Here is a 12,992-nt window from a genome sequence, read left to right on the forward strand (position 1 = left end):
TCCTATTTGTCTAGGAGGTGAAATACATGCCAAACATTAAATCTGCAATCAAACGTGTTCGCACGAATGAATCGAAAAACGCTCAAAACTCACACGTGAGATCGACTATGCGTTCTGCTGTCAGAAAAGCTGACCAAGCTCTTTTGAGCAACGAAGAAAACGCTAGCGATACAGTAAAAGCGGCAATCAAACAAGTGGAAAAAGCGGCTTCTAAAGGGCTTATCCACAAGAACACTGCAGCTCGCAAAAAATCTCGCTTGATGAAAAAACAAGCGTAAAACGCAAAAGGCCGATTCCTTAATGGAATCGGCCTTTTTACTTTGTATTTATGGTTTTGGTTTGTTCGGGACAAGTTGGTGACGTTAATTTTCATCACTTTATGATATTCCGCCAACCAGCTGCGCTTGCCGCGGGCGAGCGCCAATCCGCTTCGTCGCTGCGCTCCTGCAGGGTCTCGGCTGTCTCGCTATCCCGCAGGCGTCTCCGCCGGTTGGCTCCATATCTAGAGAGCAAGCACAAACATTCGAGAGCTTTCCGAAATAATTACATTTTTAGAGAGTCTCTAGAAGTGGCAAAAGGAAGCTGAATGCAGCGGAAGGCGGCGACTTCTGCGGGAATAGGGCGAGTCCTGAGACCCCGCAGAGAGCGCCAGCGAGCGAGGAGGCTTAGGCCGCCCCCCGCGAAAAGCGTCCGCCCTGGAGCGAAATGAATAAGCAAAACTTAATTTATAACCTAAAAAGTATAGCGATCGCTTGAAACTTATTTTTTCCCTCTTGCCGCTAGACCGGCGTATTCGTTTTCCTTCCCTGTTTCCGTTTCATCAAAAAGAATTCGAGAATCCGTTCACGGTTGCCGCTTTGGGTTTTCAGCTGCAGATCAATTTCCGCCAAATCGTTGAGCACTTCAAGCAAACGCTGTTCAGGAATTTGCTGGCGTTTTTCAACCAGAAGCTTAACCCGGTAAGGATGCGCTTTTAATTGTTTGGAAATCTGCTGGGCATGGTAGCCTTTCTTCTGCAGATAATAAACGTGCACCATAAAACGGATTTGCGACGCAAGCAATGCCGTCAAGGCGACCGGCTCTTCTTTTTGGCGGATCAAATCATAATAGACGCTCAACGCTTCACTGATATTCCCGTCCAGATAAGCCTGCAGCATTTTAAAGGCATCCTGCTCAAGTGTCCGGGCGGTCATCTGTTCAATCAGCTGTTCTGTAATTTCTTCTTCGGAACCCAAGTAAAGCGACATCTTTTCTATTTCTGAAGACAATAAAGTCAAATTCGTGCCAGCTACCTCAATCAAGCGCTGTGCTGCCAGCTTTTCGATATGCTTGCCGAAGCTTTTCGCTTCGTGCTGCACCCAAACTTCCAAATCATTGGCTGGCAATGCCTTCGCTTCCACCATTACTGCATGCTGCTTGATCAGCTTGGTGATTTTTTTGCGCTCATCCAGCTTTTCATAAGGCGCTACAAAAATCGTGACCGAACTTGAAGGCGGATTTTCCAGCCAGGCCTCCAGGGCTTTTAAATTATGGTCAATTTTTTCTTTTCCGCGTTCAGCCGCTTTCAAGAAAGAAGCATTTTTGGCGATAATCAATTTTCTGTCACTGAAAAACGGAATGGTATCCGCTTCTTCTATCACATAATCGACAGGAACCTCTTCCAAATCAAAATTGATGAATTCCGGTTCCCCATCCGTCATTTTCGACTTCAACAAATCCAGCGTTTTCTCAATAAAATAACTTTCCGTTCCGGTAATAACATAGACAGGGTCTATTTGTCCGTTGCGAATGGCTTTCCATACTGAAGTGATCATGAAACGCACCTCCTCTCTCTACTATATCGGATTTCGCCGCTGTTTGGTATTTCGACATTTTTGTGTCAGTCCTTAATATCCCCGGATAATATTCAGTTCAATCTAGATTTTTAACTTTCATTCGCTTATAATAAGAGGGAATTAGGAGGGATAGCAATGAATGAATTTGAACAGAATGTACAGTCGAAGCGCAATGACGCTATCGACGCAGGAATGGGATTTGTTGTATCATTCGTATTTTTTGCAGCTATCTTTATTATTGCGGCAGTAGTGCAATTTGTAGCTCGCTAAATAGAAAAAAAGGTTCCCGCCTAATGGCAGGAACTTTTTTTTGTTTAGCGCATGGTTTGAAACTTTACGCCTTCATCTTGAAATTGAAATTTAATCGTCCCGGTTTCTGCAGTATTCAAAGTCGGAAGCCCCAATTCTTCAAACCTCTCCACAACTTCTTCACTCGGATGGCCGTACCGGTTGTCAATGCCGGTTGAAAAAATCGATACTTCGGGCTGCACAAGCGATAGAAATTCTTTGCTGCTGGAAGTCTTGCTGCCATGGTGCCCCACTTTCAAAACACTTAAAGTTGCCAGGCTGGTACCGAAAGTTTCTACCAAGTCCTGCTCTCCAGCCGTCTCTAAATCTCCTGTAAATAAAACGCGGAAATCTCTGCTCTCCACAAACAAAACCAAAGAATCATTATTGCCTTCATATTCAGCATCGCTCGGTGATAAATAACTGAAGCTGACGCCACTTTCCTTCCATCCTGCACCTTTTCCTGGAAACAGCACTGACGCTTCTCCTGCAAAAGGAGCGAGCGCCTGCATGATATCCGTAACCGCTGAGCCAGGCGATAAATGCAGTTCATTGATTCTAAAAAGCGGAAACAATTCTTCCGCCCCTTCTGCATGGTCAGCATCTGCATGGCTCAGTACCAATATATCGATAGTTGAAATGCCGTTGCCTTTTAAATAAGGAGCCACTACTTGCCTGCCGACTTCATACGGCTTATCCCGTTTTTTGAATGCTTCTGTGTCAAAGCGGAGCAGACCACCGCTGTCAATCAGATAAACGCCTCTGCGGTAAGGCAGTTCAATCACCGCACTGTCTCCTTGGCCGACATCCAAAAAAGTCACTTTAAGCGCCGGATCCAAATAAGGCAATGCACTGAAACAAATCGCAGGAACCAATAATACCAGCAATTGCCTGAGCCGAAATCCGCGTTCTGCTAAACTGTAAAAAGCCATCACACTTGTAAATAAGGCAAGCATCATTAAAGGACCAGGCTTTCCCGGATTCCACATTTGATAAGGAAGGCTTGACAGCCAATGCATGACTGTTTCAATAAACCCGCGCACTGGCACATAAAAATAAAAAACAAAATCAGCTGCAGGCTGAAACAAAAACGTCAAGCCGAGCAAAACCAAATTTACCGGCAAAATGAACAAAGTGTAGAGCGGCACGAATAAGCTGTTTACCAGGAAGGCAGACAGTGAAATTTCATAGAAATGATGCAATAGCAAAGGATAAAGAGTCAATTGGGATATGGCAGTAATGATGAGTCCGTTTTTAACGGCTGACCCTTCTCCCGATAGAAAACGGGTTGAGTAAATGATGCCAAAAGAAGCCCCGTATGATAATTGAAAGCCGATATCGTACATCATATAAGGATCCCATAAAATGAACATGGTAAAGCTGGCTAACAGGATATGAGCAATCGATAGCCGGATTCGGAAAAGCTGAAAAAACATAACGGCGCTCACCATACAGATTGACCGCAAAACCGACGGCGCTCCTCCTGCAAGCACGCCATACATCGGGAGAATGGCTAATAGCAGCAGTAAAGCCGTTTCTTTTCGAATATGCAAGCGGACCAGAATAAAATAACCAATACCGACGATAATGGCGACATGAAGACCTGAAATGGCAAATAAATGGGTGATGCCAAGCGTTTGATACATTAAGCGATCTTCATTTGTCATGTTTTCCTGTTCGCCAATCAGCAATGCCTCCGCTTCAGCCGCCAAAGCTGGAGGAAAAGAAGCTTGTATATGGCACTTAAGCCATTGTCTGCGCTCATATAGCTTACTGAGTACTGTTGGGGCCGGCTCTACCCCTTTAACCGTCTGGATGGCTAAAATAAAGCGGGAACCGTTATGATCTAAATACTTCTGCATATCAAAAGAAAATTCATGGGACGGCGGATACGGCTCTTCAAAAACACCTTCAATATAAAGCGTGGATTCATACAAACTTTCTTCCATAGCCGCTTTTTCTTCCGGAGATTTCAGCTGGTACTTTGCATAAACGACCGTACCGTCTGACAAGCGGGCAAAACCTCTCAATCCGTCTCCATCAATCACATAATTCCCATCAAATTTCAATTCACCTGCATAAGGCTTTGCGTAATCAAATACATCCTGAGCTCTTATTTCCTGCAATAGAAAGCAGCTTCCGGCAATCAAAGCAATGATCGCCATATGATGATACGACTCCCTTTTCCAGCTCATCCAACAAAAAAGCAGCGCCATGAACACGAGCTGAACCGCTGTATCATGCGCTGCAAAAGTGGCAATTACGATTGCCGCTGCTATATAAATCCAACTATTTTCGTTTAAACTTCTACTTCTCCGAATAATTGATCCACCCGCTTAGTGTAATAGGCCAATTCTTCTTCAGTGCCGCCTTTTTCCCGCAGCGTCTCCAGCATTTCCATGTACAGATTGGCTTTTTCAGCGCTTAAAAAGTCGATTTTGCGCTCATCAAATATGACTTGGACCACTTCGACTCCTGCCTGTTCAAACAATTCGATGGCATAGGCATGATTTTTATAGTCCGCCGCGTAATAAAGCCGCGAAATACCTGCTTGGATAATCGATTTCGAACATTGCAGGCATGGAAAATGGCTGACGTACATATCCGCCCCATTAACGCTAACGCCGTATTTAGCACATTGCAAAAGAGCATTCATCTCTGCATGGATGGTCCGGACGCAATGGCCGTCGACAACGTAACAGCCTTTATCGATGCAATGGTCGCCGCCGGAGATAGAGCCGTTATAGCCGCCTGCCATAATCCGCCGGTCACGTACAATGGTCGCGCCTACCGCAAGCCGTGTACAGGTGCTTCTGAGTGCTAGTAAATGGCTTTGCGCCATGAAGAATTGGTCCCAAGTTATTCGCTTCATCTAATTGCCTCCTGCTATTTTGTCTAAAATAAGTGTAGCAGAGGGGGAATATTCGTCAACCGTCCGTTCGGCTCATCTGCCGGTCAGTTGACAGTGATGCTGTCTTTCAGTTTTTCAAAGGTTTTATCGCCAATGCCGGTAACATTGGTGAGGTCCTCCACTTTTTGAAAATTGCCGGTTTCCGTACGGTAAGCGATAATCGCTGCCGCTTTGGATGGGCCGATTCCCGGCAATGTCATCAAATCGACATCGGTAGCAGTGTTTAAATTCACCAAAGCTTCTGCAGCGCCGGCAGAAGCGGCGGCGCCTGGCAGAATCGCGGGCAGAACGGCTTCTTCTCCAACTGCCGGTACATAAATCACCATTTCATCTTGAACTTTCATGGCCAGATTAATGGCTTTGGGTTCTGCCGTGCCCAAAAAACCGCCCGCTGCATCGATGGCGTCTTTCATTCGGGAATCTGGTGGCAGCTCATAAACGCCAGGTTTTTCAACTTGTCCTTTAATATCAACCATTAAAATTGTTGGAACTGGATTTTGAGTGGGGGTTTCCGTCTGCTGAGGGGGTTCAGCTTGGATTAATTCAAGAGATGTTTCCAGATCAGAATCTGTTTCTTGTTGAGGAAATAAAAAATAAACAGCTAATAAGCCAATGGCAACCGCCGGAATTAGCAGCCAGCCAAATTTGCTTCGAAGTTCTGAAAAATTCAGCGGGCATTCCTCTTTTCTTCAGAAGGCAATTAGATCAGAAGCTGTCTGAATTGTACATTAATTAAAGATGCTTGTCTAATTGATTTTTTGTCAAGGATTTGCTTGATTCGGATAATAGGCTTAATCCAAAAAAGCCGCCCGCAAAAATTGCGGACAGCTTCTGGTTTAATTTAGTTTTTCTTCGCGTGGAAAAAGATCCGTTCGCTTTCTTCATCCGGTGCTTCACCCGTAAAATCGGCTGTGACCGATTCCACTTGGAACCCAGCCGCTTCCAGCCAAGCTACATAATCAGAAACTTTAAAAGTGCGCTGTTCATGCGTTTCCTCGAAGCGTTCAAACATTTGGCCTTGCTGAATGAAAAACGTAATATCGTGGATCACGCTATGGGCATAATTGCCAGGTTCAGTATGCCAAATATAGGCAATGTCTTCCCCATCGTAAACAAACGGACTGTCCATATAAACATGGTCCACTTTGTAGACAGAATGGACATCAAAGAAAAAATGCCCACCTTCATTCAAGGCTGCGAAAACTTCCTTGAATGTCTGCTGCACCTGTTTTTCAGTCTCCAAATAATTGAGAGAATCGATAGCGATAGTGACCGCGTCAAAGCCTGACAGCCCTTCCAGGTTATCCATCGACAGCTGAAGCACAGGGATGTGCTGGCCTGCTTCCTGAAATCGCTGGCTGGCAATCGTCAGCATTTCTTCTGATAAATCGCTCGCCGTCACTTCAAAGCCCATTTCGCTGAAAAGCTGGGAAAGGGTTCCTGTCCCGCAAGCCAAATCCAGAATTTTTCCGGACTGGATCTGGGAAGCAACCCATTCTACCCATTTTTCATACGGAATATCTTCCATCAGTTCATCATAAACTGATGCAAACTTCCCGTATCTCATATTTCCATTGTCGGCGCTTCTCTCCATAGGCGCTCTAAATTATAATATGAACGCTCATCTTTGTGGAAAATGTGAGCCACAACGTCTCCTAAATCGACCAATATCCAGCGTGCCGCGTCGAATCCTTCTACGCTTTTCACCGTATTGCCGGCTTTGTTGGACTGATCGATCAACTCTCTGGCAATTGCCTGCACTTGGCGATCGGAATTACCGCTGCAAATTATGAAATAGTCAGCAAGCAATGAAATGCCTTCCATATTCAAGACAACGATATCTTCAGCTTTTTTATCCTCGGCAGCATTGTATGCCATTTGTAATAATGTTTGTTTAGTCATTCTTTCACTTTCCCTTTCTGTTGCACGAAGTATTGGTAACACTTCAGTGAATCCGGATAAACCGGTTGATTTTTTGATACCAGGAATTCGATGGTATGTTTAACGCTGGCTTCCATCATAACATTCAATCCCTGATCTGCTAATTGTCGCAATTCTTCAACTCCTGAAAATTTGCGGGTCGGTTCGATAAGATCAGCAATATAGATGATTTTCTCCAGATCTGACATTCCCGGGCGGCCGGTCGTATGGTATTTGATGGCATTCAGCACATCTTCATCGTCAATGCCGAATTCCGTTCGAGCCATATACGCTCCAACAGGGGCATGCCATAATTCGGCATGGTATTCAAGCAATAATGGATCCATGTTTTCGGAAATAAGGATCGATTTCATCCATTCCCGGTCCGAAAATTTCGCTACATCGTGTAAAATAGCAGCGACACGCGCTTTCTCCACCGGCACATTGAATTTTTCCGCCAAGACAGTTGCCGTCTCGACTACCCCTCTCACATGGTTATAGCGATTTTCAGGCAGCCGTTCCTTCACTTTCTCAATCATCATACTTTGATCCATATAACCGCTCCTTTCGAATAAAAGCTTCCACTTTTTCAGGTACTAAAAAAGAGATGGTTCCACCTTCTGCGACGCGGTCCCTGAGCATTGTCGATGATAGATGCAGCTCCGGCGAGTCGATCAAAAGCACCGGATAAATGGTATCGTGCAAGTAGCCAGGGCGCCTGATGCCGATGAAACGGATAATTTTAGCCAAGTCATCGATGCGGTACCAAGTCGGCAGCCCTTCGATACTGTCTCCGCCAATAATAAAATAAAATTCAGTATCCGGTTCCCGTTCAATCATTTTTTTTACCGTATCAAATGTATAAGATACGCCGCCTTGCCTGATTTCAAAATCCTCTATCAGAAACTTATCATGTCCCATGACGGCAAGCCGTGTCATTTCAAGACGATGTTCTGCAGTGGCGCCGCTGACTTCTTTATGGGGGGCAATATAATTGGGCATAAAGCGGACTTCATCCAACCCTGTCGAATGGAGCGCTTCATTGGCCATAATAAGATGGCCGAGATGAGGAGGATTGAATGTTCCGCCTAAAATCCCGACTTTCTTCATCTTTTTACCGGCAGCACAATCTTCTTATTATTGACTGATGGTTTATATAGAACCACTGTGTGGCCGATTAACTGGACAAGTTCCGCATAAGTGCCTTCGGCCAGTCGCTTGGCAACGTCGTGTTTGTCATCTTCGTTATTCTGCAGGATGCTGATTTTCACTAATTCTCTTGCTTCCAACGCTTCTTCGATCTGGCGCAGCATCGTTCCGCTAACCCCACCTTTACCGACTTGGAAGATTGGGTCTAGATGATGAGCTTCGCTTCGCAAAAAGCGTTTTTGTTTACCTGTTAACATAATTGCCTCCTAATTTTTCTGTAATGATTTCAATCATTTTTTCAGTGTCCGGTTTAATTCCTGTCCATTTTTCAAAAGCAATCGCGCCTTGGTAGACAAACATTCCCACACCGTTCATAATTGTACAGTTTTTTTCTTGTGCCGCTTTCAAAAACGGCGTCTCAAGCGGATTGTAGATAATATCCGCGACAAGTGATCCTGTGCTTAAATTTTCCAATGAAATCGGCAAAGCTTCGTCTTTCGCTAAGCCGACAGAAGTGGTCTGGATAATAATGCTGAAGTCCGCAAGCGACAATTCCGCATCTTTTATCGTCAATGCAGAACTGCCGGACGCTTCCGCCAGTTCTTTTGCCCGGCGATACGTTCGGTTCGTGATGGTGACATCTTTATAATTGGCACGTTTTAAAGCAAAAGCAATGCCTCTTGCGGCTCCGCCAGCACCAATAATTAACACTTTTTCATTCAAGGTGACCGGCTGTGCAGACAATGACTGTACAAAACCATCGCCATCTGTATTCCAGCCGATGTATTGGCGGCCGTTAAAAGTGACCGTATTGACCGCATTCATCACGACCGCCGTTTCATCGAGTTTACTTAAAAAAGGAATAATGGACTGTTTATGCGGCAATGTGATGTTAAAGCCGCTGACTCCTAAAGTTTTCATCGCATTAAAGGCATTTTCCAGTTCAAAAGGCTGAACATGAACCGGTATATACGTGGCGTCAATGCCATGTTCTTCAAACCAATAATCGTGCATGAAAGGCGACAGGGAATGCGCAATCGGGTCGCCTATTACCGCATACCATTTCTTCATCAAAATCCCCCTAGATCAGTGATGGTCTTAAAAACACTTCTACTCCTCTAGGAGCATATGCAGCGACGACTACATTCGGATGCTGAACGGTAATCCAGCCTAAGCCTGAATAGACAATATCTGTCTTACCTTCTTTTACCCGAAATTCGTGCCGCACTAACTCTGGAAAATCATCTTTATACTGAGTAGTTGGCGGTGACAGCATTTCACCAAGATGCTGTTCATAAAGTGCATCTGCATTTTCCAGTTTGGTGCGGTGAATCTGCAAGTCGTTCGCTACATGAACGGTGAACGAAGAGCGGTCCCCGTGGATAAAGTCGAAACGGGCAAGGCCGCCGATAAATAAGGTCTGTTCGGCGTTCAATTGGAACACCCGCGGCTTCAATTCTTTTTTCGGCATGATCATTTTCAACTCTGAAGAATGCAAATGATGAGCTAATTGATGATGATTGATGATTCCCGGTGTATCAAAAAGTGATTTTTCATCATCCAATGGAATCTCGATCAAATCGAGTGTTGTTCCAGGAAAATGGGAAGTGGTGATGATATCCGATTGGCCAGTCGCTTGTTTAATGATGCGGTTGATGAACGTCGATTTGCCGACATTTGTCGAACCCACCACATAAACGTCCTGTCCTTTGCGGTACTTGTCAATCGCTTCCATCGCTTCTACGACGCCCGTTCCTTTATGCGCACTAACCGTCAAAACGTCAATCGGCTTTAAGCCCAGTTTTTTCGCTTCTTGCTTCATCCAATTGATGAGCTTCGCCTGTTTGACTGATTTTGGCAGCAAGTCGGCTTTATTGGCAATCAATAAAATATCGTTGTTGCCTACAAAACGGTGCAGCCCTGGAATCCAGCTGCCGTTGAAGTCAAAAATATCGACGATTTTCACAATCAGCCCTTTGCGTTCTCCAAGCCCGTTTAAAATCCTTAAAAAATCGTCGTCAGTCAAAGATACCGGCTGAAGCTCGTTGTAATTCTTCAAACGGAAGCAGCGCTGGCAAATAATTTCTTCTTTATCTAAAGATGATACCGGTGCGTAGCCAAGTTCCCCTGGCCGTTCTGTCTGGATCTGTGCTCCGCAGCCGATGCATGTTGGCATTTCGTTCAATTTTCTTCCTCCCATGTCAATTGTCCTTTTTCTTTTAACTTCTTCATGATGCGGCGTTCCATTAGTCGGTTAAAACGGGTAAAGAACCCGTCTGACTGGGCGACCGGCAAAACTAATATCGTGTGCAGTTTATTTAAATTCCCGCCAAAAATGTCTGTCATCATTTGGTCACCGATAACCACGACTTGATTGCGTTTCACATTCATCAATTTTAACGCTTTGCGGAACGCCCTGCCCATTGGTTTGCGCGCTTGATAAATAAACGGGATGCCAAGCGGATCGGCAAATGCTTTAACACGCAGCTCATTGTTGTTTGATACAATGATCACCTGGATTCCTGCTAATTTCATCGATCTTAGCCAATCGATCAGTTTGGGCGTCGCATCCGGACGATCCCATTCAACCAATGTATTATCTAAATCCGTAATAATTCCCCGGACTCCTTTATCAAGCAGCGCTTCAGGGGAAATTTCAAAAACGCTTTTTACGTACTGACTCGGTATAAAATATCGATACATCACAAACCACTCCTGTTTTCCGAACTTAAGTCTATTGATTATACCATATGTGCAAGGGCTTCTCCCACCTTGATCTGTTCTCCGCTTTTCACATTTCCACAAAAATCAATGCGATTTTCTTCAAAGAACAGCACAACGGTGGAACCAAAACTGAAATAAGCCACTTCTTCGCCTTTATCCCATGAGTTTTGATTGTTCGTCAATTTAATGGAATTGATGAACATAGCACCGACTTTCACTACCAGCATGCTGCCGAAGGCCGTTTCCAGCTCTGTGATCATGCGGTAATTGCCGCTGATCGGAGACTTGCCGTACATAAGCCCTGGACCATTGACAGGATAAGATTTTTTTCCCAGAACATATTGTTTGAGGATATTCCCGGATGCGGGGCTATGGATTCGGTGATAATCGGCAGGTGAAAGATAAAGCACAATGTATTTGCCGTTTTGGTACGCATCAGCCAGTCCGTTATTGCCCAAAAGATCAGCTAATGAATATTGCTGGTTTTTCACCAGAAAACGGATCCCTTCGTGCATGTCCCCTAAGATTTCAATTTTGCCGTCTACCGGGGAAACAACCGGCAGTCCGGCGGTTGGCCTGCTTTCTGCTTTTAGCTTACGGATAAAAAAATCATGCAGCGTCGGAAAAGAATTTATTTGATTTTCAATATCTGCCGTAGCTATTTTGTAAGTTTTGATATAATTTGGAATCACCCATCGGCTTGCCGAAGATTGGGCGAAAGAGCGGATTAAGCTTGATGTGACTGGTCCATTCGTCAATTCAATCGATCGCTGATAAAGCTTTTTCTTCACACGGACACCTCCATTGCTTAAAATAGTCTACCATTTTTTGTTCTTTCACAGTATAATGAAGTGAAGAAGTTTACAAAAAAAAGGAGTGTCTTCCATTGCTGATACTAGAACGAATGGATCACACAATTAAAAAACTAAGATCACAAGCAGCAAATGTGCTGACGATAGGCAATATGGCTTTCGGCGGTGCCTCGCTAATGGCGGCACTCAATGAATTCTACAGCTATAGTGTGCTATTTATTTTTATTGCTGCATTTTTGGATCGTTTTGATGGCATGGTTGCCAGGAAATTCAATCAGGAGTCGGAACTCGGCAAACAATTGGATTCCATGAGCGACATTATATCGTTCGGCATTGCACCGGCTATTTTAATTTATGAGCTTGTGCTGGTTGATTTCGGAGTCACCGGAATGGTATTCACGGTCATTTATATTGCGAGCGGCGCTTTTCGTCTTGCACGCTTTAATATTTCTGAAGCGAACGGCTACTTTACCGGCTTGCCGATCACGGCAGCAGGAACTGTTGTAACTTTGTCATATTTCGGTATTTCAACTATTCCGCCCGTTGCCTATATGTTTCTCTTTATATTATGTTCTTTATTAATGATCAGCACTTTTACACTACGAAAAGTATAAAAGCTGGAAGCGTTCAATACAACGCTTCCAGCTTTTTTATTTTGCAGCGAGACGTTCTACGACATTCAAAACAATTTCCGTAGAATGTTTGGCAGCTACAGGCAAAAATTCGTCAAAAGAAATATTCGATTCTTTGCCGGCAATGTCAGATAATGCCCGGATGACAACAAATGGCACATTAAATTGATGGCATACTTGCGCCACGGCTGCTGCTTCCATTTCAGAGGCCTTCATGTCCGGGAAGAATCCGCGCACTTTCTCTACGCGTTCCGCATCATTCATGAAAGAATCTCCGGTAGCGATCAGTCCGACTGCATAAGGATGCTCTCCCAGTTCTTCAACCGCTTTAACTGCAATGGAAACAAGGTTTTCATCTGACCGGAAAGCGGCAGGCAATTGCGGCACTTGGCCCATTTCATAACCGAAGACCGTAACGTCAACATCGTGGTGGCGGACTTCATCTGAAATAACAATGGCACCGACTTCAAGCTCTTGATCGAATCCTCCAGCCGATCCCGTATTGATCACCATATCCGGTTTATATTGCTGAAGCAAAAGAGTCGTCGACATTGCTGCATTTACTTTGCCGATGCCGCTTTTTAAAAGAACGACTTCTTGTCCTTTGTATGTACCTGAGGTAAATTCACAGTTTGCAATTTCCTCCACTCGAGCGTTTTCCAGGCTTCCTCTTAATAATTCCACTTCTTCTTCCATTGCACCGATTACACCGATTTTCATC

The 12,992-nt window shown here is 44.6% G+C and carries 17 protein-coding genes; 3 read left to right on the forward strand and 14 right to left on the reverse strand.

The window, feature by feature from the left end; translation table 11 throughout:
- The first annotated feature begins 26 nt into the window (after positions 1–26).
- A complete protein-coding gene (gene rpsT / locus ACSFXN_RS08245) occupies positions 27–278 on the forward strand; it encodes a 30S ribosomal protein S20 (protein WP_300992564.1) in 252 nt (83 codons plus the stop codon).
- Between the two features lie 501 nt (positions 279–779).
- On the opposite strand, the gene holA is transcribed toward rpsT, so the two are convergent.
- On the reverse strand, positions 780–1,814 hold the full coding sequence (holA, locus tag ACSFXN_RS08250; protein ID WP_437149657.1) for a DNA polymerase III subunit delta: 1,035 nt from the start codon (positions 1,812–1,814) through the stop codon (positions 780–782).
- Between the two features lie 156 nt (positions 1,815–1,970).
- Here holA and ACSFXN_RS08255 point away from each other — a divergent pair, with 156 nt between their 5' ends.
- Positions 1,971–2,105, forward strand: a complete 135-nt coding sequence (locus tag ACSFXN_RS08255; RefSeq protein ID WP_036806444.1) for a YqzM family protein — start codon at positions 1,971–1,973, stop codon at positions 2,103–2,105.
- Between the two features lie 44 nt (positions 2,106–2,149).
- Here the strand turns inward: ACSFXN_RS08255 and ACSFXN_RS08260 are convergent, their stop codons facing one another.
- The 12 genes from ACSFXN_RS08260 to ACSFXN_RS08315 form a co-directional block, all read right to left on the reverse strand.
- Complete coding sequence (locus ACSFXN_RS08260; protein ID WP_437149658.1) at positions 2,150–4,288, reverse strand: DNA internalization-related competence protein ComEC/Rec2; 2,139 nt, start codon at positions 4,286–4,288, stop codon at positions 2,150–2,152.
- Between the two features lie 134 nt (positions 4,289–4,422).
- Complete coding sequence (locus tag ACSFXN_RS08265) at positions 4,423–4,995, reverse strand: ComE operon protein 2 (protein ID WP_300992558.1); 573 nt, start codon at positions 4,993–4,995, stop codon at positions 4,423–4,425.
- 83 nt (positions 4,996–5,078) lie between these two features.
- Positions 5,079–5,510, reverse strand: coding sequence for a helix-hairpin-helix domain-containing protein (locus ACSFXN_RS08270; RefSeq protein WP_437149659.1), 432 nt, complete (start codon positions 5,508–5,510; stop codon positions 5,079–5,081).
- Between the two features lie 365 nt (positions 5,511–5,875).
- Positions 5,876–6,601, reverse strand: coding sequence for a class I SAM-dependent DNA methyltransferase (locus ACSFXN_RS08275; RefSeq protein ID WP_437149660.1), 726 nt, complete (start codon positions 6,599–6,601; stop codon positions 5,876–5,878).
- On the reverse strand, positions 6,598–6,936 hold the full coding sequence (rsfS, locus tag ACSFXN_RS08280; RefSeq protein WP_437149661.1) for a ribosome silencing factor: 339 nt from the start codon (positions 6,934–6,936) through the stop codon (positions 6,598–6,600). Before rsfS ends, ACSFXN_RS08275 begins: the two co-directional genes overlap by 4 nt.
- On the reverse strand, positions 6,933–7,508 hold the full coding sequence (yqeK, locus tag ACSFXN_RS08285; RefSeq protein WP_437149662.1) for a bis(5'-nucleosyl)-tetraphosphatase (symmetrical) YqeK: 576 nt from the start codon (positions 7,506–7,508) through the stop codon (positions 6,933–6,935). The genes rsfS and yqeK overlap by 4 nt, the downstream gene beginning before the upstream one ends.
- Complete coding sequence (locus tag ACSFXN_RS08290; protein ID WP_437149663.1) at positions 7,486–8,064, reverse strand: nicotinate-nucleotide adenylyltransferase; 579 nt, start codon at positions 8,062–8,064, stop codon at positions 7,486–7,488. Before ACSFXN_RS08290 ends, yqeK begins: the two co-directional genes overlap by 23 nt.
- Complete coding sequence (gene yhbY / locus ACSFXN_RS08295) at positions 8,061–8,360, reverse strand: ribosome assembly RNA-binding protein YhbY (RefSeq protein WP_437149664.1); 300 nt, start codon at positions 8,358–8,360, stop codon at positions 8,061–8,063. Before yhbY ends, ACSFXN_RS08290 begins: the two co-directional genes overlap by 4 nt.
- Positions 8,347–9,174 (reverse strand): shikimate dehydrogenase, encoded by an 828-nt coding sequence (aroE, locus tag ACSFXN_RS08300; RefSeq protein WP_437149665.1) that lies wholly within the window; start codon positions 9,172–9,174, stop codon positions 8,347–8,349. The genes yhbY and aroE overlap by 14 nt, the downstream gene beginning before the upstream one ends.
- A 10-nt stretch (positions 9,175–9,184) precedes the next feature.
- The gene (gene yqeH, locus ACSFXN_RS08305; protein WP_437149666.1) at positions 9,185–10,288 is read right to left on the reverse strand and encodes a ribosome biogenesis GTPase YqeH; all 1,104 of its coding nucleotides are present in this window, start codon (positions 10,286–10,288) and stop codon (positions 9,185–9,187) included.
- On the reverse strand, positions 10,285–10,806 hold the full coding sequence (locus ACSFXN_RS08310; RefSeq protein ID WP_437149667.1) for a YqeG family HAD IIIA-type phosphatase: 522 nt from the start codon (positions 10,804–10,806) through the stop codon (positions 10,285–10,287). Before ACSFXN_RS08310 ends, yqeH begins: the two co-directional genes overlap by 4 nt.
- 38 nt (positions 10,807–10,844) lie before the next feature.
- Positions 10,845–11,618: a phosphatidylserine decarboxylase gene (locus tag ACSFXN_RS08315; RefSeq protein ID WP_437149668.1), complete on the reverse strand. Its 774-nt coding sequence runs from the start codon at positions 11,616–11,618 to the stop codon at positions 10,845–10,847.
- Between the two features lie 95 nt (positions 11,619–11,713).
- On the opposite strand from ACSFXN_RS08315, the gene pssA reads away from it, so the two are divergent.
- Positions 11,714–12,253, forward strand: coding sequence for a CDP-diacylglycerol--serine O-phosphatidyltransferase (pssA, locus tag ACSFXN_RS08320; protein ID WP_300992537.1), 540 nt, complete (start codon positions 11,714–11,716; stop codon positions 12,251–12,253).
- A gap of 36 nt (positions 12,254–12,289) precedes the next feature.
- Here the strand turns inward: pssA and mtnN are convergent, their stop codons facing one another.
- The gene (gene mtnN / locus ACSFXN_RS08325; RefSeq protein ID WP_437149669.1) at positions 12,290–12,991 is read right to left on the reverse strand and encodes a 5'-methylthioadenosine/S-adenosylhomocysteine nucleosidase; all 702 of its coding nucleotides are present in this window, start codon (positions 12,989–12,991) and stop codon (positions 12,290–12,292) included.
- Between the last annotated feature and the right edge of the window lies 1 nt (position 12,992).

This window comes from Planococcus sp. 1R117A, from assembly GCF_051417975.1.
Classification (GTDB): Bacteria; Bacillota; Bacilli; order Bacillales_A; family Planococcaceae; genus Planococcus; species Planococcus shenhongbingii.

Bases quoted from the DNA above. Each gene is read 5' to 3' on its own strand.
- ACSFXN_RS08255 (WP_036806444.1), top strand. From the start codon at position 1,971: ATGAATGAATTTGAACAGAATGTACAGTCGAAGCGCAATGACGCTATC.
- ACSFXN_RS08270 (WP_437149659.1), bottom strand. From the start codon at position 5,510: ATGGTTGATATTAAAGGACAAGTTGAAAAACCTGGCGTTTATGAGCTG.
- aroE (WP_437149665.1), bottom strand. From the start codon at position 9,174: ATGAAGAAATGGTATGCGGTAATAGGCGACCCGATTGCGCATTCCCTG.
- mtnN (WP_437149669.1), bottom strand. From the start codon at position 12,991: ATGAAAATCGGTGTAATCGGTGCAATGGAAGAAGAAGTGGAATTATTA.
- ACSFXN_RS08290 (WP_437149663.1), bottom strand. From the start codon at position 8,064: ATGAAGAAAGTCGGGATTTTAGGCGGAACATTCAATCCTCCTCATCTC.
- holA (WP_437149657.1), bottom strand. From the start codon at position 1,814: ATGATCACTTCAGTATGGAAAGCCATTCGCAACGGACAAATAGACCCT.
- yqeK (WP_437149662.1), bottom strand. From the start codon at position 7,508: ATGGATCAAAGTATGATGATTGAGAAAGTGAAGGAACGGCTGCCTGAA.
- ACSFXN_RS08260 (WP_437149658.1), bottom strand. From the start codon at position 4,288: ATGGCGATCATTGCTTTGATTGCCGGAAGCTGCTTTCTATTGCAGGAA.
- yhbY (WP_437149664.1), bottom strand. From the start codon at position 8,360: ATGTTAACAGGTAAACAAAAACGCTTTTTGCGAAGCGAAGCTCATCAT.
- ACSFXN_RS08275 (WP_437149660.1), bottom strand. From the start codon at position 6,601: ATGAGATACGGGAAGTTTGCATCAGTTTATGATGAACTGATGGAAGAT.
- rsfS (WP_437149661.1), bottom strand. From the start codon at position 6,936: ATGACTAAACAAACATTATTACAAATGGCATACAATGCTGCCGAGGAT.
- rpsT (WP_300992564.1), top strand. From the start codon at position 27: ATGCCAAACATTAAATCTGCAATCAAACGTGTTCGCACGAATGAATCG.
- ACSFXN_RS08265 (WP_300992558.1), bottom strand. From the start codon at position 4,995: ATGAAGCGAATAACTTGGGACCAATTCTTCATGGCGCAAAGCCATTTA.
- ACSFXN_RS08310 (WP_437149667.1), bottom strand. From the start codon at position 10,806: ATGTATCGATATTTTATACCGAGTCAGTACGTAAAAAGCGTTTTTGAA.